The organism is Streptomyces sp. NPDC048600, assembly GCF_055587025.1.
In genome coordinates this window covers 245,170-264,104 of record NZ_JBVJGZ010000005.1, presented here as the reverse complement: position 1 = coordinate 264,104, position 18,935 = coordinate 245,170, and the positions used below count along the sequence as shown (strand labels likewise).

Below are 18,935 nucleotides of genomic sequence, written 5' to 3'. Positions count from 1 at the left end.
AGGAGTGGATCATGGCTCAGGCACGCCTCATGGACGGCACCGCGCTCGCCCGCACCATCGTCGAGGAGACCGGCAGGCGCGCCGCGGACCTCACCGCCCGCACCGGCACCGCCCCGTGTCTGGCGACGGTGCTCGTCGGCGCGGACCCGGCCTCCGTCACCTACGTCCGGATGAAGCAGAACCGCTGCCGCACGGCCGGGATCGCCTCGCGGCACGTCGAGCTGCCCGCGACGACCACCACCGGGGAACTGGTCGCCACGCTGCGGGAGCTGTCCGCCGATCCGGCCGTGCACGGCATCCTGCTCCAGCACCCGATGGGCGAACACATCGACGAGCGGGCCGCGTTCGAGGCCGTCGCACCGGAGAAGGACGTCGACGGCGTCACCTTCGCCTCCTTCGCCACGATGAGCTTCGGCCTGCCCGGCTTCGTGTCCTGCACGCCCGGCGGCATCATGCGGCTGCTCGACGCGTACGACGTCGACCCCTCCGGCAAGCGCGCCGTGGTGGTGGGCCGCAGTGCCATCCTGGGCAAGCCGGCGGGCATGCTGCTGCTCGCCCGGGACGCCACGGTGACCTACTGCCACTCCCGGACCCGGGATCTGTCCGCGGCAGTGAGCGAGGCGGACATCGTGGTCGCCGCGGTGGGCCGGGCGCGGCTGATCAAGGGCCAGGACATCAAGCCCGGCGCGGTCGTGATCGACGCCGGCTACAACGCGGGCAACGTCGGTGACGTCGACTTCGACTCGGCCGTCGAGCGGGCCTCGCTGATCACGCCCGTGCCCGGCGGTGTCGGCCCGATGACCATCGCCACGCTGCTGGAGCAGACGGTGGACGCGGCCGCCCGGCAGCTCGGCGTCGCGGAGTAGCCGGATCCGGCGCGTCCGGGGCGGGCTGCCGTTGGGCGGGCCGCGAGGTGGGCATACTCCCCCCGTGCGAGTCGCGATCATGACAGCGGGTTCCCGGGGCGACGTGGCCCCGTTCACCGGTCTCGGGCACGGTCTGGTGCGCGCCGGTCACGAGGTGACCCTGGTGACCCACGCGAGGTTCGAGCCGCTGGTGGCCGGGTCCGGGGTGCGCTTCCACGGGCTGCCGGTCGATCCGAAGGACGAACTGGAGTCCCCGCGCGGACGGAGACTGCACCGCAGTTCGACGGGCGCGGGGAAGCTGCTGCGGATGGCGTCGATGGCCCGGGCCGTGATGGGCCGGATGACGGAGGACCTGGTGGCCGCCGCGCGCGCCGCCGACGTGCTGTTGCTGGCCGCGCCGGTCGCCCCGCTGGGCCTGGCCGTGGCGGAGGGCCTCGCGCTGCCGAGTCTGGGCCTGAACCTCCAGCCGATAGCCCCCACCCGGGAGTTCGGGCCACCCCTGCTGGGCGACCGTTCCCTCGGCGGTGTCGCCAACCGGGTCGCCGGACACGGGGTGAACGCCGCCGTGGAACAGGTCTTCGCGGCCGTCGTGCCCGGCGTACGGGCCGGGCTGGGACTGCCCGCCGTCCGCGCCGGTGCCCTGCGCCGGGACCGGGAACGGCGGCGCTGGCCGGTGCAGCACGGCTACAGCCCGCTGGTGGTGCCCCGCCCGCGCGACTGGCGGCCCGGCCTGGACATCGCCGGGTACTGGTGGCCGTACGACGACCGGGCCCGGCTCCCCGACGCGGTGCGGGAGTTCCTCGCCGCCGGACCGCCGCCGGTGTTCGTCGGGCTGGGCAGCGCGACGGTGCCCGACCCGGACGGGCTGAGCGCGCTGATCGTGCGGGCACTGCGCCGGGCGGGGCTGCGCGGGGTGATCCAGCGGGGCTGGGGCGGGCTCGCGGCGGACGGGGACGACATGCTGACCGTCGGGGAGGCCGCGCACTCCCTGCTCTTCCCGCACATGGCGGCCGTCGTGCATCACGCGGGCGCGGGCACCACGGCGGCCGGGCTGCGGGCCGGGGTGCCGGCCGTGCCGGTGCCGGTGCAGTTCGACGAGTCGTTCTGGGCGGCCCGGCTGGTCGCCCTGGGCGTGGCCCCGTGCGCGGTGCCCCTGCGCCGGGCGACGGAGGGCGCCCTCGCCGCCGCGCTCGGCCGTGCCGTGTCACTCCCGGCGTACCGCACCCGGGCGGCGGCGCTCGGGGCGCGGCTGCGTGAGGAGGACGGGGTGGCGCCGGTGGTGGCCGCGCTGGACCGGCTCGGCGGCTGAGCGCGCTCCCGGCTCAGGAATCCCCCTCCAACGGCCGCAGTATGGAGAGCAGTTGGCGGACGAGTTCGTCGACCACGTCGTCGAGCGTCGCGTCCACCCAGCCCGCGCTCCAGTCGTGCAGAAGCCCGTTCACGCTGCCGATGAACGCGGCGGCGGCGAGGCGGTGGTCGCTGCGGGTGGCCTCGCCCCGGGTGACTGCGGCGGCGGCCTCGTCGCAGATGAGGTCGACCCAGCGCGAGCGGCGGGCGAGCCGCTGTTCCTCCAGGCGTGGGCTGACCCCGATGATCTCGACGAAGGTGATGCGGATGCGGCGCGGGTCGGCGGTGACGTTCCCGGCGTAGGCCCGGAAGATCGCGTCGGCGCGTTCGCCGAGCGGTCTGCCCTCCGTCGCCGCGGCCGCTGCCAGCACGGCCTCCTCCGCGAGGCCGTTGACCTGGAGATGCAGGTCGGCGAGGACGTCCTCGAGGGTGCGGAACTCCTCGTAGAACTGGCGGGTCGAGAGTCCCGCGGCCTCGCTGAGCGCGGCGACGGTCGTGCCGCGGTAGCCCGGAGTGTCGCCGAACAGCTGGAGCGCCGCGTCGAGGAAACGCCGGCGGCGCTCGGCCTGGCGTTCCTGGGCGGACCTGCCGCCGTAGCGCCCGGTCGGCCCTCTGAGCCTGCCCGTCACCGTGCCTCCCCGTGATCCGCCCGCGCCGAACCCCGATTTTGTCGTGCACGGAGTCTTGTGGAGAAGGGCACCCCTTCCTTACTTTCCAGTAAGTCACTCTGAACGAGGCTGTATTCAGACTGCCCCCCACCCCCGAGGAGAGTGCAGCCATGTCTGCCTTCCGCTCCCGGCACCTGTGCACCGTCGCCGCCGCCCTCGCCCTGGCGGCCTGTCTCCCCGCCGCCTCGGCGTCCGCCGACTCCCCCGCCGCGCTGCGCGAGGTGATGTTCGTCGGCAACAACTGGGACGGCACCGCCGATGTCATCGGCTCCTCCGGCGACTTCGCGAGGATCGGCCGGGTGAACGTCGTGCCGGACAAGGACCGGCGCATGGCGGAGATCAACGCCGATCCGATCAAGTGGATCTACTTCATGGCCATCCGCAACGGAGTCGGCGAGGGCCACGACCAGTTCGTCGACGACATGTACGCCACCCCGGACGGCCGCTCGATGGTCGTCTCCCGGCCCAGCTTCGCCGATGTGGTCTCCATCGACCTGGCCACCGGTGCCGTCAACTGGCGCTTCGCGGTGTCGGGTTACCGGGCCGACCACATGGCGGTCTCCCCCGACGGCACCCGGGTCGCCGTGTCGGCCTCGACCTCCAACACCGTCCATGTCCTGGACATCGTCACCGGCGCGCAGCTCGGCTCCTTCGGCACCGGCGACAAGCCGCACGAGAACGTCTTCAGCCGGGACGGCCGGTTCCTCTGGAACATGTCCATCGGCGACGTGAACACGGCCCTGGACGCCCCCTGGCTGGACTGGACGAAGGGCGACCGCCGTATCACCGTCGTCGACACCACGACCTTCCGCCAGGTCAGGGTGATCGACATGCGACAGCGCCTGGACGCGGCCGGGCTCGGCGAGTACTCCGACGCGGTGCGGCCGGCCGCGTTCAGCCCCGACGAGTCCAGGCTGTACTTCCAGGTGTCGTTCTTCAACGGCTTCTTCGAGTACGACGTGGCGAGCGACCGGATCACCCGGACCAAGGTCCTGCCGAAGAACCCCGCGACGAGCGAGGACCGCACCACCTGGGTCAACGACTCGCGCCACCACGGCCTTTCGGTGAGCCCCGACGGCTCCAAGCTCTGTGTGGCGGGCACGATGGACGACTACGCCACGGTCGTCGACCGCGCCACCCTCCAGGAGGGCCCGCTGATCACCGCGTCCAAGCCCTACTGGGCCACGGTCAGCGGCGACGGCCGGTCGTGCGTGGTCTCCGAGAGCGGCGCCGACCAGGTCACCGCCATCGACTTCGCCACCGGCCGCAAGACGGTCTCGGTACCGGTCGGCGACCATCCGCAACGCGTCCGCCTCGCGCGCATACCTGCCGACTGGACCGGCACACCGAAGGGCTGAGGCCGCGGCCCAGGGTGTGTTCCCAACACTCCCTGGGCGGGCGGCTGCCTTATGTCAGCAACCGACGAACTCGTGGGACGCGTTCTCGTTCTTCAACGTGGCGTTCAGATTCGCCCAGCTGTAGCGCGGGATGAACTGCCGGGCGCCCCGCTGGCCGGTGTTGTAGTAGATCCACACATCGCAACGGGTCTTGTTGTGCACGGAGGCCGCGTTGTTCCACACGGGACTGCCGGCACCGTTGCAGATGTTCAGGCCGCCGCTGCCGTCCTTGGAGCAGATGAAGCGCTCACCGTCGTAGCTGAGCAGGTCGCCGCTGACGTCGAACATGGCGCCGTAGAGGTTGGAGTTGTAGTACAGGCACACCTCCTCCTTGTCGCACCAGCCGTCCCTGTTCACGGTCGCCAGCGGCGACGCCGCCGCGCCGTTCGCCGTCACCAGATTCCCGCCGAGTACCGCGAGAGCCGCGGCCGCGACCGTGGCGATGCGCTTGAGTGACATGTCGTTCCCCCTGGGATTCAAACTGATGATCCAATTCGGCCGAGGCGAGTTTAAGTCAGGCGGCCGCCGTGGGCGGACACGCCGATCGCCGCCCGCCGGGCGGGGGCCGGCTCCGGTCCCGCGCAACGCGCCTGCGGCGTCGGTGCGGGCGGGAGTGCCAAGATGGAACGTGTGCCCGGAGCGTCATGTCCTCGACGGAGCGGCTCGGGGAGGGAACCGTTCCTTCCGGGGCCACGGCGCCGGATCGAAGGAGCCCCGCGGTGCGTGAGATTCTCCCGGCGCTGAACGGCTGGTGGTCGGCCGGCAGCCCGTTCGGGCTGGCCACGGTGGTGGCGGTCAGCCGCAGCGCGCCCCGCGATCCGGGCGCCGCGATGGCGGTCGGCCCGGACGGCGAGGTCCTCGGCAGCGTGTCGGGCGGCTGCGTGGAGGGCGCGGTCCACGAACTGGCCCAGGAGTCCCTGGCCGACGGGCGGGCCCGGCTGGAGACCTTCGGCTACAGCGACGAGGACGCCTTCGCCGTCGGGCTGAGCTGCGGCGGTGAGATCACCGTGCTGGTGCGCCCCGTGACGCCCGAACGGGACCCGGCCTTCGGCGCGGTCGCCGAGTCGGTGGCGGCGGGCCGGCCGGTCACCACGGCCACGGTGACCGACGGCCCCGCGGCGCGCGGGGCGGTGCTCGCGGTGTGGCCGGACGAGGTCCGGGGCACCCTCGGCGCGCCCGGCCTGGACGCCGCCGTCACCGCCGACGCGCGCGGTGAACTCGCCCTCGGCGCCACGGGCGTACGGCACTACGGCCCCCAAGGCGAGCGTCGCGAGGACGCCGTTTCGGTGTTCCTGCACTCCTACGCGCCGCCGCCGCGGATGCTGGTGTTCGGGGCCATCGACTACGCGGCCGCCGTCGCCCGAATCGGTGACTTCCTCGGCTACCGGGTGACCGTCTGCGACGCCCGCCCGGTGTTCGCGACGCCCCGCCGCTTCCCGCCGGGCACGGAGGTCGTCGTGGACTGGCCGCACCGCTATCTGCGCGGCGCCGCGACGGACGGGCGCACGGTGATCTGCGTGCTCACCCACGATCCCAAGTTCGACGTGCCGCTGCTCCGGGAGGCACTGCGCCGGCCCGCCGCCTACATCGGGGCGATGGGCAGCCGCCGCACCCACGACGAACGCCGGGCGCGCCTGGTCGAGGCGGGGCTCGACGGGACCGAGCTGGCCCGGCTGCGCTCTCCGATCGGGCTCGACCTGGGCGCCCGTACGCCCGAGGAGGTGGCGGTGTCCGTGGCCGCGGAGATCGTGGCCCTGCGATGGGGCGGCAGCGGCGTTCCACTGACCGGGACGGAGGGGGCCGTACACCCTCCGTCACCCTTCGAAGATTCTTCCTCCCCGAAGGTGTGAACCCGGACGAATCGGGTAGTCGCCGGTCCACGGGGATGAACGTGTCCCCGGTGCGACCCAGCGGGAAGGAGGTCTGTGACAGACAGCCCACACTCGCAGCGCGCGGGCCGTTCCCGACAGACCGGGACGGCCCGCCTTCACATGACGCCGCCGTCCCCCGCCCGGCGCGGCGGCAGCCGGTGCAGCACCACGTCCGTGAGTATCCCGTCGGCGGCCGACGCGGTCAGATAGGTGTGGTGCGGCTGTCTGCGCCGGTCCGTGGGCGAGCCCGGGTTGAGCAGCCGCAGGCCGGTGGCCGCGGTGCTGTCCCAGGGGATGTGACTGTGCCCGAAGACCAGCACGTCCAGCTCGGGGAACCGGGCCGCGCAGCGCGCCTCCCTGCCCCGCGCCGGGCCCGTCTCGTGGACCACCCCGAAGCGCAGGCCGCCGAGCTCGGCGTACGCGATCTCGGGCAGCCGCGCCCTGAGGGCGTCCCCGTCGTTGTTTCCGTACACGCCGACCAGGCGGCGGCTGCGGTGCTCCAGCAGGTCGAGCGTGGCCGTGTCCACCCAGTCGCCGGCGTGCAGCACGACGTCCGCGAGCGGCAGTTCGGCGAGCAACTGTTCGGGCAACTCCCTTGCCCGGAGCGGGATGTGGGTGTCCGACATCAGAAGCAGACGCATGCGGTCAGCGTAGGCGCGCGGCGATCGCCGGAGCGGCGAGCGGGATAAGATCGGGCAACGCGTAGCAATCCTCGACGCGAACGGCAGACGACCCAGGGGGCCAGGAGGCCATGCCGGTGAAGGTCAGTGTCATCGTTCCGGTCTACAACCCCGGACGCTACATCGAAGACTGCGTCGGCTCTCTTCTGCGCCAGTCGCTCCCCGACGACGAATACGAAGTGATCTTCGTCGACGACGGCTCCACCGACGACACGCCGGCCCGGCTCGACGCGCTCGCCGCCGAGCACCCCCATGTGCACGTCTTCCACCAGGAGAACTCCGGCTGGTCGGGCAAGCCCCGCAACGTCGGCATCGACGCCGCCAAGGGCGAGTACGTGATGTTCGTCGACAACGACGACTATCTCGGCGACCAGGCGCTGGAACGGATGTACGAGTACGGCGTCGCCAACGCGGCGGACGTGGTGGTCGGCAAGATGGCCGGCAAGAACCGCGGGGTGCCGGTGGAGCTGTTCCGCCGCAACCACCCGCGCGCCACCGTCGCGAACGCCCCGCTGATCGACAGCCTCACCCCGCACAAGATGCTCCGCAAGGCCTTCCTGGACCGCACGAACCTGCGCTTCCCGGAGGGCCGGCGCCGCCTGGAGGACCATGTCTTCGTCACCGAGGCGTATCTGCGCGCGGAGAACGTCTCGGTGCTCAGCGACTACGTCTGCTACTACCACGTACGCCGTGACGACGCCTCCAACGCGGGCTTCCAGCGCTTCGACCCGGCCGGCTACTTCGGCAATCTGCGCGAGGCGCTCGACGTGGTCGAGCGGTACACCGAGCCGGGCCCGCTGCGCGACCGGCTGTACCGGCGCTGGCTGCGCAACGAGATGGTCGAACGGCTGCGCGGCAAGCGGCTCCTGACGGCGCCCGAGGACTTCCGCAAGGACCTCTTCCAGGAGATCCACAAGGTGGTTGTCGAGCGGTTCGGCCCCGAGGTCGCGGCCGGACTCCCGGCCACCCAGCGGTACGTCGCCAAGCTGGCGGAGCAGGGCCGGTACGGCGACGCGCTGGCCTTCGCCGAGTGGGAGGCGGCCATCGGGGTGAAGTCGGTCCCCGAGCGGGTCGAGTGGCAGGACGGTGCGCTGCGGATCGTGTTCTCCGCCCAGCTCGCCCTGCACGGCGAGCCCATGACCTTCCCGGCCGGCGCCGAGGCCCCGGGGGCCGAGCCGCCGGAGAGCGTACGGGACGCGATCGACTGGCTGGGCGCGGAGGCGGTGACCCGGTTCGGCAAGAGCACGCTGGACCTGGTGTTCAAGGAACGCTCCAGCGCCGCCCCGCACTTCCAGCCCGTCCAGGTCGACCACGAGACCGTCCCCGCGGGCGACGGACGGGTGCGGCTGGTGCTGCGCTCGACGGCGGTCGTCGACCCCGCGACCGCGGCCGGCGACACCCCGCTCACGGCCGGGCTGTGGGACGCGGTCGCGCGGCTGAAGCTGGCCGGCTGGACCAAGGAGGTGCGGCTCGGCCCCGCGCCGAAGGGCGAGCGCTCCCTGCCGCCCGCCGGGGTGGCCGCGGGCCATGTGGTGCTGCCGTACTGGACCGAGCCGCACCGCAACCTCTCGCTGGACGTGGACAAGGCCGCCAAGCGGCTCGGGCTCGCCCGGATCGCGAAGGACCAGGTCACCGTGGTGGACGGCCGGCTGAGCGCGCCACTGCCGCTCTATGTGCCCACGGCCACCGAGGTGGCGGTGCGGCTGACGTCCCCGGCGTCGCCGACCCCGGTCGAGGTGCCCGGCACCCTGGCGCCCGACCCGTCCGGCGGGGGCTCCCTGCTGACGGCCGCGCTGTCCGGCGGCCTGCCGGCCGACGGTGTGTGGCGGGCCGCGTTCGTCCCGGTGCCGGGCGGACCGGCCCGGCACGGGCTGCCGATCGAACTGCGGTCCCGGTCGGGGCGCGTCGACCTGGTGCGCGCCGCCGGGCCGGGTCTCGCCGGGCGGGTGGCACGCAAGGTACGAGGGCTGTTCGGGGCGGGGAGGTAGCGATGCGTTCGCTCGGCATCGAGGGCGCCTGGATCCTGGAGCCCAAGGTGTTCCCGGACGACCGGGGCAGCTTCCACGAGTGGTTCCGGGGCACGGAGTTCGCCGAGGCGACCGGCCATGACCTGTCCCTCGCCCAGGCCAACTGCTCGGTCTCGCGGCGGGGCGTGCTGCGCGGGCTGCACTTCGCCGACACGCCGCCCGGCCAGGCCAAGTACGTCACCTGTGTGCGGGGCGCGGTGCTGGACGTGGTCGTCGATCTGCGCGTCGGCTCGCCCACGTTCGGGCAGTGGGAGGCGGCCCGCCTGGACGAGGACACCCGGCACGCGGTGTACGTCTCCGAGGGCCTCGGACACGCCTTCATGGCGCTCACCGACGACGCCACGGTCATCTACCTGTGCTCGACGGGCTACGCCCCGGAGCGCGAGCACGGCGTGCACCCGCTGGACGCCGGCCTGGGCATCGAGTGGCCGCGGGGCATCGAGCCGGTGCTGTCGCCGAAGGACGCCGAGGCACCGTCCCTGGCGGAGGCGCGAGAGGCCGGGCTCCTCCCCAGCTACGAGGCCTGCCGTGCCCACTACGAGCGGCTGCGCGCGGGCGCCCGGCCGCTGGACGACTGACCCACGACGCAGACCCACGACGCAAGGGAACGGGCCGTCAGCCTCCGGGGCTGACGGCCCGTTCCTCGTGTGCGTCTCAGCCGCCGACCGCGTACTCCGCGAGCGCGCGGCGCAGCGGCGGCAGGCCCCGCGAGCGTCCCGCGCCGATGTTGCGGGCGCGCACCAGCGGGCGCCAGAATCCGGCCGACAGCAGCGTCTCGGGCCGTACCGCCGGCACCCGCTCCAGGATGCTCTCGGGCACCTTCTGCGGGTCGGGCACCTCGAACTCGGCGATGATCTCGTCGTACTTGTCCTTCAGGACGGTGTTCGACGGGTCCGCGCCGAAGACCACCAGCTGTCCGGTGGGCTCGGTGTCGACCAGGACGGTCACCAGGTCGGGCCGGTACCGGTTGAGGATCTCGACCAGCTTGTAGACGTCCCCGGTCCAGGCGCCGGTGTGCCGGTCGCGGGCGGCCTCGTCGATGTTGCGCGGCAGCATGTCGTCGAAGACGATGACGCTCGCCCAGTCCGAGTGCTTCTCGATGTTGATGAAGTCGCGCAGGGCGTACTCGAACAGGTGCATGCCGTCGATGAAGGACAGGTCGAGCGTGGTGCGCTTCCAGTAGCCGACCGGGCTGCGGCCCCTGGCGAGGTTGCGCAGCGGATGGCGGCCGCCCCTGAGGTGCGCGAGGGGGTTCTCACGGGCGAAGAAGTCGTCGCTGGTGGCCTTCACCAGATGGACGTCGCACTTGATTTCCGTGACGACCTTGAAGGCGGGGTCGATCGCGATGCTGGGCACGCGCGACAGCTTCAGACTGCGGCCGTCGTTGACGCCGATCTCCAGGTAGTTGCGGTTCGCGGTGACCTTGTGCAGGTCGCGCAGGAACTCATGGCGTTTCACGAAGGGGACTCCTTGCGGATGAGGGGTAGTGCCTCGTGCAGGGCGTCGCGCCAGGCGCGCGGCGGGGGCAGGCCTGCCTCCTGCCATCGGTCGTGCGCGAGGACGCTGTACGCGGGGCGGGGCGCGGGCCGGGGGTAGGCCGCGCTGCTGGTGGGGCGCACCCGGTCGGGGTCGGCGCCGACGCCGTCGAAGACCGCGCGGGCCAGGTCGTACCAGGTGGCCTCGCCGGCCGAGGTGGCGTGGAAGACGCCGTGCAGGCCGGGGCCGATCAGGGGGCCGAGCGCGGCGAGGCACTCTGCGACGTCGGCGCTCCAGGTGGGCTGGCCGCGCTGGTCGTCGACGACGTCGACGGTGTCGCGGGAGGCCTCGAGGCCGAGCATCGTGCGCACGAAGCTGCGGCCGTGGACGCCGTAGAGCCAGGCGGTGCGCACGACGGCGGAGCCTTCGGGCAGTTCGGCGAGGACCGCCTGCTCACCCGCGAGTTTGCTGCGGCCGTACGCGGTGCGCGGGGCGGGCGCGTGGTCCTCCGGGTAGGGCGCCGTGCGGGTCTCGCCGGAGAAGACGTAGTCGGTGGAGACGTGCAGCAGGCGGGCGCCGGTGGCGGCGCAGGCGCGGGCCAGGTTGCCGGGGCCGTCGCCGTTGACGCGCAGGGCCTGTGCCTCGTGGCTCTCGGCGTCGTCGACGGCGGTGTAGGCGGCGCAGTTGACCACCAGGTCGGGGCGGTGCGCGGCGAACGCCTCCTCCACCGACGCGGGGAGGGTGATGTCGAGGGCGGTGCGGTCGAGGCCGGTGACCTGCTCGCCGCGCCGGGTGAGGGCGGCGACGGTGTCCCGGCCGAGCATGCCGCCGGCGCCGGTGACCAGCCAGTTCATCGGCGCTCCTTGAGCGGCTCCCACCAGGCGCGGTGGTCGCGGTACCAGTCGACGGTGGCGGCGAGGCCGCTCGTGAAGTCGTGGCGGGGCCGGTAGCCGAGTTCGGTGCGGGCCTTGGTCCAGTCGACGCTGTAGCGCAGGTCGTGGCCCTTGCGGTCGGGGACGTGCTCGACCATGTCCCAGCCGGCCCCGCAGGCGTCCAGGAGCAGTCCGGTGAGCTCCTTGTTGGTGAGCTCGGTGCCGCCGCCGATGTTGTAGACCTCGCCGGGCCGGCCCGCCGTGCGCACCAGGTCCACGCCGAGGCAGTGGTCCTCGACGTGCAGCCAGTCGCGGACGTTGAGGCCCTCGCCGTACAGCGGCACCTTCCTGCCGTCGAGCAGGTTGGTGACGAACAGCGGGACGACCTTCTCGGGGAACTGGTGCGGGCCGTAGTTGTTGGAGCAGCGGGTCACGCGCACGTCGAGGCCGTGGGTGCGGTGGTAGGCCAGGGCGAGCAGGTCGGAGGAGGCCTTGGAGGCGGAGTACGGGGAGTTGGGGCTCAGCGGGTGGGTCTCGGGCCAGGAGCCGGTGTCGATCGAGCCGTAGACCTCGTCGGTGGAGACGTGCACGAACGGGCCGACACCGTGCCTCAGGGCCGCGTCCAGCAGGGTCTGGGTGCCCAGCACATTGGTGCGCACGAACTCGGCGGCGCCCTCGATGGAGCGGTCCACATGGGACTCGGCCGCGAAGTGCACGACCTGGTCGCTCTCACCGACCAGCTTGTCGACGAGCGGGGCGTCGCAGATGTCGCCGCGCACGAACCGCAGCCGGGGGTGTCCGTCCGGCAGGTTGGTGAGGGTGCCCGCGTAGGTGAGTTTGTCCAGCACGGTGATGTGCGGGGCGTCCGGCCCGTCGTCCGCCAGCAGGGTGCGGACGTATGTCGAGCCGATGAATCCGGCGGCGCCGGTGACGAGGAGGTTCATGTACGGATCTGCACCTTGCTCAAGCTGGCACCTTGCTCGGTACGGGGTCACGCACCTGCTCAGGTATGGATCTGGACCTTGCTGTGGTCGCCCAGGACGAGCCGGTGGGCGCTGGGCACGCTGGGCGCCGGGGTGACCTCGACATGGCGCCCGATCAGGGAGTTCTCGATACGGCCGACGCCGTCGATCGAGGAGTCGCGCAGCACGATCGAGAACTCCAGCTCGCTGTCCGTGATGCGGCAGTTCTCGGCGACGGAGGTGAACGGGCCGACGTAGGAGTCGGTGACGACCGTGCCGGCGCCGATCACGACGGGGCCGACGATGCGGGAGCCGACCACGCTCGCGCCCCGCTCGATCACCACTCGGCCGACCGTCTCGGAGGTGTCGTCGACCTCGCCGTCGATCCGCCGCTCCAGGCCCTCCAGAACGGTGCGGTTGACCTCCAGCATGTCGACGACGTTGCCGGTGTCCTTCCAGTAGCCGTGGATCACGGTGGAGCGGACTTCGGCGCCGTCGTCGAGCAGGTGCTGGATGGCGTGGGTGATCTCCAGCTCGCCGCGCCAGGACGGGCCGATGGCGCGCACGGCGTCGTGGATGGCCGGGGTGAACAGGTACACGCCGACCAGGGCGAGATCGCTCTTGGGCTTCTCCGGCTTCTCCTCGAGGCCGACGACCTGTCCGTCGGCGCCGAGCTCGGCCACACCGAAGGCGCGCGGGTCGGGGACATGGGTGAGCAGGATCTGCGCGTCGGGCCGGCTGCGCCGGAACTCCTCGACGAGGCCCGTGATGCCGCCGACGATGAAGTTGTCGCCGAGGTACATCACGAAGTCGTCGTCGCCGAGGTAGTCCCGGGCGATGAGCACCGCGTGGGCGAGCCCGAGGGGGCGTTCCTGGGGGATGTAGGTGATGTCGAGGCCGAACTTCGAGCCGTCGCCCACCGCCTCCTGGATCTCCTCGGCGGTGTCGCCCACGACGACTCCGACTTCGGTGATCCCCGCCGCGGCGATCGACTCCAGGCCGTAGAACAGCACAGCTTTGTTCGCGACCGGAACGAGTTGCTTGGCCGAGGTGTGGGTGATCGGCCTCAACCGTGTTCCGGCGCCTCCGGACAGCACGAGTGCCTTCATCTGCTTCACCATAGCGGGGATCTTGCGGACCGGCGGTCGCTTGCCGTACTTCCTCCGTACTCCCCCGACTACCCGTTCGTTCGCCTCTCGGTCGCCTCATCTGTCACGGACAGGCGGGGACACCGTCCAGCCACGCGGGTCCCCGGAGATAGATGTTGGTCATCCAGGCGCGGTAGTCGGGCAGGTAGGACCAGACGTCGTTGGTGTAGCCGTCGGAGGTGACGCGCTCGGCGTGCTTCTGGCAGCGGACCCGGACGGTGGTCGGCCCGGGGAAGGCGTACACCCGGGCGGCCGCGGTGGCGGGCTCGGCCTTGGTCCACACCCCGCTGCCCCAGGTGTCGAGGACGAGGCCGGACACCGCCCCGGTCTGTACCCGCACGGCCCCGAAGTACGTGCTGTTCAGGCGGACGTCACTGACCGTCAGCCGGGTGCCGGACTGCCGGGCCTCGACCATCCGGCCCGCGCCGAGGTAGATCGCGATGTGGGCGAGGTGGTCGGAGGTTCCCCAGGCCAGCAGGTCGCCGGGCAGGAGCGGCGCGAGGCCCTGGTCGGGCGTGAAGCGCTCGGCGGTCCGGTGCGTGTAGTGCTGAGCGCTCGCCACGCCGTTCAGGATGTCCTCGCCGGTGGCGCGGGCGTAGGCGTGGCGGACCAGTCCCGAGCAGTCGAAGCCGAGGCGTTCGGGGTCGTGCTCGCTGGCCGGGTCGTCGGGGTCGACCTGCCCGTACGTCGGGCCGGGCGTGGGGCCGTGGCCGCCGCCCCACGCGTACCAGGTGCCCGCGGCGACCTCCTCGCAGGCGGCCGCGACGGCCCGTTCGGCGGCCGGTGAGGCCCCCGGGGCGAGAGGGCGGCAGTCGTCGGCGGGGGCACCGGCGGCGGGGGCCGGGGTGCCCAGGAGGAGGGCCGGGAGGGCGGCGAGCAGGCTGCCGGCGAGGATGCGGCGGAGCATGGGCGGGTCCCCGTTCCGTGGTGTGGAGCGACTGGTCGGCGGCCAGCCTGCCGACCCGGACCCGGTGTCGTCCCGCCCGGCGCGCGGCCCACTCGAAAGAGGCAACGGGAAACAGCCGGGAAACCCTCACCCGGGAGAGTGATGTGACGGGTGCGGGGGCCGGGCGCAGGGGTGGTGCGGGTCGGCCGGGACCTCCGACAGGAGCGGTCCGCGGGCGTCCGTGCCGAGCGTCCCGCGCAGCCGGCAGATCCGGGCGAGCCGAGCGTCCGGTTCGAGGTCCCACAGCCGTACGGTGCCGTCGTTGCCGGCGCTGGCCAGCGTCCTGCCCCCGGGCGCGAACTCGATGCCCCACACCGCGCCCGTGTGTCCGGTGAGGGTGGCCCGGAGCCGCCGGGCGGTGACGTCCCACAGCCGGACCGTGCCGTCGCCGCCGCTGCTGGCGAGCGTGCGGCCGTCCGGCGCGAGGGCGACGCCCCGGACCGATCCGGCGTGCCCGGTGAGGGTTGCCGCGAGGCGGTGCCGGCGCGGGTCCCACAGGCGCACGGTGCCGTCGTTGCCGCCGCTGGCGAGGGTGCGTCCGCCGGGGCCGAAGGCGACCGCGCGCACCGCCCCGGTGTGGCCGGAGAGGGTGGCGCGCGGCCGGTGCGAGACCGTGTCCCAGAGCCGTACGGCGAGGTCGTCGCCCGCGCTGGCCAGGGTGCGGCCGTCGGGGCTGAAGGCGAGGTCGTTGACGAAGTCGGTGTGGCCGCGCAGCACGGCGGGCGGGCGGTCTCCGGTGAGGTCCCAGAGGCGGACGGTGCGGTCGGCGGAGGCGGAGGCGAGGGTGCGGCCGTCGGGGGCGAAGGCGACGGCGAACACGCTCTGCGGGTGGCCGCGCAGCGTGTCCACCGCACGCCCGGTGGACACGTCCCACAGCCGGATGTCGCCGTCGGCGCCCGCCGAGGCCAGTCGGCGTCCGCCGGGGGCGAAGGCGACCGCGAGCACGCTCCGCCGGTGTCCGCGCAGGGTCCCGGCCGGGCGCCGGGTGGTGACGTCCCACAGCCGTACGGTGTGGTCGGTCCCGGCCGCCGCCAGCAGCCGCCCGTCCGGGCTGTGCACGACATGGGCCAGCTCGGTGAAGGGGCGCGCGGTGAGCGTGCGGCCGCCCAGGTCCCACAGCACCGTGCTCTGGTCGAACCCGGCCGTGGCCAGGGTGCGGCCGGCGGGGTCCACGGCCGCCGAGAGCACATAGTCGGTGTGTCCGGCGAGGGTCGCGACGGGCCGGGCGGCACGCACGTCCCACAGCCGGGTCGTGCCGTCCCCGCCCGCGCTGATCACCGTGGTGCCGTCGGGGGTGTAGGTCACGGCGTTGACGTCGTCGCCGTGCCCGGACAGGGTCGCCGTGACCTGCCCGGAGCCCAGGTCCCACAGCCGTACGGTGCGGTCGGTGCCGCCCGAGGCGGCCGCCCGGCCGTCCGGTGCGACGGCGAGCCCGAGCACCTCGCCGGTGTGCCCGCGCAGGACGCCGAGCGGCCGGTCCCGGACGGCTCCCGTTCCGGCGTTCGTGTCCCAGACACGGATCGTGCCGTCGGCGCCGCCGGAGAGCAGCCGGGTTCCGTCGGGGGTGTGGGCGAGCGCGTCGACCACGCCGGAGTGACCGGTGAGAACGGCCTCAGGGCGGCTGTGGCGCCCGGTGCGCCACAGCTGGACGGTCCCGTCGGCGGCGGCCACGGCCAGACGCGTGCCGCGCGGGTCGAAGGCGAGGGCGCGGGCGCCGGTGGTGGCGGCGGACAGGAGACGGGGCGGGTGCGCGGCGGCGGATGGAGCGGACGGGGCGCGGGGCGGGTGCGCGGCGGCCGCGTCCCGTGTGAGCCGGTCGACCCCGAACAGCCGCACCGGGCCCTCGGTGGACGTGGCCGCGAGGGTCGACCCGTCCGGCGAGAACGCCACCGCGCGGACCCGGCCGGGCAGCCGCAGTACGGCGACGGGGGCGTGGCCGGCCGTGCGGCGCAGCCGGACCGTGCCGTCGGAGCCGCCGGTGGCCAGAAGGCCGCCGCCGGGCGCGAAGGCGACCGTGTTGACGGGACCGCGATGCCCGGTGAGGCGGGCGGAGAACGGCTGGGCCTGGGTGCTGAGCAGGGCGCCGCGCGCCTCGGCGGTGGCGTCGGCGCGATAGGCCTCCTCGGCGAGCAGCATCGAGGCCTCGGGGCGGCCCCCGGCCAGGGAGGTGGAGCGTACGGCGAGGGCCTGGGAGCGGGCGGTGCGCTCCGCGGAGAGGGCGGCGGAGCGCTGGTGCGCGGCGAGGGCTCCGGCGGTCAGCGCGAGGCCGAGGAGCGCCGCGAGGGTGGCGAGGGTGGCCTGCCGCAGCCGGGTGCGCCGTCCGGCGAGCCGCCGCGCGGCGTCCTCCTCGGCGAGGGCCGCCGCGAGGAACGCCTCCTCCAGGGGACCGAGTCCTTCGGCGTCCGCGGCCCAGGACCTGGCCGCCTCCAGGCGGCTGCCGCGGTACAGGGCGGACGGGTCACGGCCCTCGCGCTCCCACTCGGCGGCGGCCTGGGCGAGCTGCTGGTGGACGAGCAGCCCGGCCCGGTCGGCCTCGATCCACTCGCGCAGCCGGGGCCAGGCGTGCAGCAGTGCCTCGTGGGCGATCTCCACGGTGTCGCGGCCGACGGTGACCAGCCGGGCCCGGACGAAGGCGTCCAGGGCGCTGTAGGCGCCCTCGGCGTCGGCCAGGAGGGCCGTCAGATCGGTGCGCCGGACCCTGCGGCGGGTCGGCGCCGCCTCGTCGGAGACGTGCACGAGCCGGGAGAGCAGCCGGCGTACCGTGCGCTGTTCGGCCGGGTAGAGCCGGGCGAAGACGCTCTCGGCGGTGCGGGCGACCGCGCCCTGGATGCCGCCGGTGCGCTCGTACCCGGCGACGGTGAGGGCGCCGCCCTCGCGCTGCTGCCAGGTGGCGAGCAGGGCGTGCGAGACGAGGGGCAGGGCGGCGGGCGCGTGCGCGGGCTGACCGGCGTCGCGCAGCAGCAGGGGGACGAGGCCGGGTTCGAGGGGGACGCCGGCCAGTTCGGCGGGGCGGGTGATCGACTCGCGCAGCTCGTCGGGGGTCATCGGGGGCAGGACGAACAGGCCGTCGGTGAACACCTCGGCGAGTTCGGGCAGTTCGAGGCAGCGGCCGGAGAAGTCGGCCCGCACGCCGAGCACGACGAGCGCGCCTTCGTCGGGCTGTGCGGCGAGCGCGGTGAGGATCCGGACGAAGGCGCGGCGCTCCGGCTCGTCGGCGCACAGGGTGAAGAGTTCTTCGAACTGATCAATGATCAGCACGGGCCGTACGGGTGGAGGTTCGCGTTCGGCCGCGGGTGCGGGCGGTGCTGCGGCCCGTACGGCGGCGAGCAGCCGGTGGGGGTGCCGGGTCAGTTCCCCGGCGGTGAGGCCGAGGTCGGCGCCGATGGCCTTGGCGGTGCGTTCCAGCAGTTCCCCGACCGGGTGGGCGGTCGGGGTGAGCGTCACCCGCGGCCAGCGGTCCGCGCCCGGCATGGGGAATCCGCCGGGGCGTGCGAGGGCGGTCGTCAGACCGGCGTCGAGCAGGGAGGACTTGCCCGCGCCGGAGGGGGCGACGACCATCAGCGGGCCGCTGCCCACGCGCCGGAAGGCCCGTTCGACGAGGGCGGCCGTGGCCCGTTCACGGCCGAAGAAGCGGTCCGCGTCCTCCTGGGTGAACGCGGTGAGGCCCCGGTAGGGGCAGGCGGGTTCCCCGGTGTCGCCGGGCGGGCGCGGCCGGGTCACGAGGGCGAGCAGTTCGCCCCGGGCGCGCAGGATCTGGTCGCAGCGACGGGCCACGTCGGCGGTGGCGGGTTTGACGCCAGTCTCGATCTTGCTGAGGTAGCCCTTGCTGTAGTGCGTGTGGCGGGCCAGGTCCGCGAGGGACAGGCCGCGTTCCCTGCGCAGTCGTCTGAGCTGTGCGGGAAAGGAGGCGGTGGTCGGCGCGGCGGGCCCGGACAAGCCGTGCTCCCCGTCCGCCGGGTCGTGCTGGTGGTCCCCCAAGACGTCCCCCATGGCATGGTGCGCCCACATCGTGAGACGGTGGACGCCCAGGTTACTGCGGGGATCTGACGGACCGACATCTCATTCACCCGTAGTGGCGAAAAGACGCGGATGCACGCGGAGGGGCGCGGTGGACGCGGAAGGGGCGCGGACGCGCGAGGGCGGGCGTCCGCGGCCGTCCTGCGACGGCCACGGACGCCCGGCTCCCCCGTGGCGGATGGTCAGGGACGGTTCAGCCGCACCGAGTTGACGGGCGTGAGGTCGGCGTACACGGCCGTACCGGCGGCGATCTCGCCGCCGCAGCCGCCGCCGTTGTACTCGGTGCACAGGTTGGCGCCGGCTCCGCCGGTCTGGTTGTTGTAGACCCAGTGCTGTCCGACCTGGTTGCTCAGGTTGTGGGAGCCGTAGCTCCAGAAGACATGGGTGGGGTTGACACTGGGGTCGGCCTCGGGGTCCTTGCCCTCGGGGTAGATGCAGACCGCGCCGTCCGGGCAGCGGTCCCAGTCGGCGGCGCGGGCCTCGGCCGTGCCGGCCAGGGTGAGGACGGCGGCCGCGGCGGTGGCGAGTGCGGCGGCGCCGCGGATCTTCTTGCGCATGGTTCCCCCTTGCGGGTGGCCCACGGTTCGTGGGCCGGGCTTCTTCGGTCGGCAACAGCCTGTCCGGCGGGCCGGGCGAGGTCGACGGGTTGCCCGTCGCC

16 protein-coding genes are annotated in these 18,935 nt (G+C 73.5%); 6 read left to right on the top strand and 10 right to left on the bottom strand.

The window, feature by feature from the left end; all coding sequences use genetic code 11:
* Positions 1–11: 11 nt before the first annotated feature.
* Both ACZ6SQ_RS09225 and ACZ6SQ_RS09220 read left to right on the top strand, forming a co-directional pair.
* The gene (locus ACZ6SQ_RS09225) at positions 12–866 is read left to right on the top strand and encodes a bifunctional 5,10-methylenetetrahydrofolate dehydrogenase/5,10-methenyltetrahydrofolate cyclohydrolase (protein ID WP_469558403.1); all 855 of its coding nucleotides are present in this window, start codon (positions 12–14) and stop codon (positions 864–866) included.
* A gap of 79 nt (positions 867–945) precedes the next feature.
* Entirely contained in the window at positions 946–2,175 is a 1,230-nt protein-coding gene (locus ACZ6SQ_RS09220; RefSeq protein WP_469558742.1) for a glycosyltransferase, read from the top strand.
* A gap of 13 nt (positions 2,176–2,188) precedes the next feature.
* On the opposite strand, the gene ACZ6SQ_RS09215 is transcribed toward ACZ6SQ_RS09220, so the two are convergent.
* Positions 2,189–2,842: a TetR/AcrR family transcriptional regulator gene (locus ACZ6SQ_RS09215; protein WP_469558401.1), complete on the bottom strand. Its 654-nt coding sequence runs from the start codon at positions 2,840–2,842 to the stop codon at positions 2,189–2,191.
* 149 nt (positions 2,843–2,991) lie between these two features.
* On the opposite strand from ACZ6SQ_RS09215, the gene ACZ6SQ_RS09210 reads away from it, so the two are divergent.
* Positions 2,992–4,239, top strand: a complete 1,248-nt coding sequence (locus ACZ6SQ_RS09210) for a YncE family protein (RefSeq protein ID WP_469558398.1) — start codon at positions 2,992–2,994, stop codon at positions 4,237–4,239.
* 54 nt (positions 4,240–4,293) lie between these two features.
* On the opposite strand, the gene ACZ6SQ_RS09205 is transcribed toward ACZ6SQ_RS09210, so the two are convergent.
* Positions 4,294–4,737 (bottom strand): peptidase inhibitor family I36 protein, encoded by a 444-nt coding sequence (locus ACZ6SQ_RS09205; RefSeq protein ID WP_469558396.1) that lies wholly within the window; start codon positions 4,735–4,737, stop codon positions 4,294–4,296.
* Between the two features lie 260 nt (positions 4,738–4,997).
* Here ACZ6SQ_RS09205 and ACZ6SQ_RS09200 point away from each other — a divergent pair, with 260 nt between their 5' ends.
* Entirely contained in the window at positions 4,998–6,128 is a 1,131-nt protein-coding gene (locus ACZ6SQ_RS09200; RefSeq protein WP_469558393.1) for an XdhC family protein, read from the top strand.
* Positions 6,129–6,265: 137 nt separating this feature from the next.
* Here ACZ6SQ_RS09200 and ACZ6SQ_RS09195 read toward each other — a convergent pair whose 3' ends face one another.
* A complete protein-coding gene (locus ACZ6SQ_RS09195) occupies positions 6,266–6,790 on the bottom strand; it encodes a metallophosphoesterase family protein (protein WP_469558389.1) in 525 nt (174 codons plus the stop codon).
* A 110-nt stretch (positions 6,791–6,900) separates the two neighbouring features.
* Here ACZ6SQ_RS09195 and ACZ6SQ_RS09190 point away from each other — a divergent pair, with 110 nt between their 5' ends.
* Both ACZ6SQ_RS09190 and rfbC read left to right on the top strand, forming a co-directional pair.
* Positions 6,901–8,817, top strand: coding sequence for a glycosyltransferase family 2 protein (locus ACZ6SQ_RS09190; RefSeq protein WP_469558387.1), 1,917 nt, complete (start codon positions 6,901–6,903; stop codon positions 8,815–8,817).
* Between the two features lie 2 nt (positions 8,818–8,819).
* Positions 8,820–9,434 carry a dTDP-4-dehydrorhamnose 3,5-epimerase gene (rfbC, locus tag ACZ6SQ_RS09185; protein ID WP_469558385.1) on the top strand — a complete coding sequence of 205 codons (615 nt, stop codon included), beginning with the start codon at positions 8,820–8,822 and terminating at the stop codon, positions 9,432–9,434.
* 76 nt (positions 9,435–9,510) lie between these two features.
* Here rfbC and ACZ6SQ_RS09180 read toward each other — a convergent pair whose 3' ends face one another.
* From ACZ6SQ_RS09180 to ACZ6SQ_RS09150, 7 genes are all read right to left on the bottom strand, one after another.
* Positions 9,511–10,314, bottom strand: a complete 804-nt coding sequence (locus ACZ6SQ_RS09180; protein WP_469558383.1) for a class I SAM-dependent methyltransferase — start codon at positions 10,312–10,314, stop codon at positions 9,511–9,513.
* On the bottom strand, positions 10,311–11,186 hold the full coding sequence (gene rfbD, locus ACZ6SQ_RS09175; RefSeq protein WP_469558381.1) for a dTDP-4-dehydrorhamnose reductase: 876 nt from the start codon (positions 11,184–11,186) through the stop codon (positions 10,311–10,313). Before rfbD ends, ACZ6SQ_RS09180 begins: the two co-directional genes overlap by 4 nt.
* Positions 11,183–12,148, bottom strand: a complete 966-nt coding sequence (rfbB, locus tag ACZ6SQ_RS09170; protein WP_469558378.1) for a dTDP-glucose 4,6-dehydratase — start codon at positions 12,146–12,148, stop codon at positions 11,183–11,185. The genes rfbD and rfbB overlap by 4 nt, the downstream gene beginning before the upstream one ends.
* A 59-nt stretch (positions 12,149–12,207) precedes the next feature.
* Positions 12,208–13,275: a glucose-1-phosphate thymidylyltransferase gene (locus ACZ6SQ_RS09165; protein ID WP_469558740.1), complete on the bottom strand. Its 1,068-nt coding sequence runs from the start codon at positions 13,273–13,275 to the stop codon at positions 12,208–12,210.
* A 103-nt stretch (positions 13,276–13,378) separates the two neighbouring features.
* Positions 13,379–14,221, bottom strand: a complete 843-nt coding sequence (locus ACZ6SQ_RS09160; RefSeq protein ID WP_469558376.1) for a C40 family peptidase — start codon at positions 14,219–14,221, stop codon at positions 13,379–13,381.
* A 126-nt stretch (positions 14,222–14,347) separates the two neighbouring features.
* Complete coding sequence (locus ACZ6SQ_RS09155; RefSeq protein WP_469558374.1) at positions 14,348–18,250, bottom strand: nSTAND1 domain-containing NTPase; 3,903 nt, start codon at positions 18,248–18,250, stop codon at positions 14,348–14,350.
* Positions 18,251–18,459: 209 nt separating this feature from the next.
* Positions 18,460–18,834: a hypothetical protein gene (locus ACZ6SQ_RS09150; RefSeq protein WP_469558372.1), complete on the bottom strand. Its 375-nt coding sequence runs from the start codon at positions 18,832–18,834 to the stop codon at positions 18,460–18,462.
* Positions 18,835–18,935: the final 101 nt, after the last annotated feature.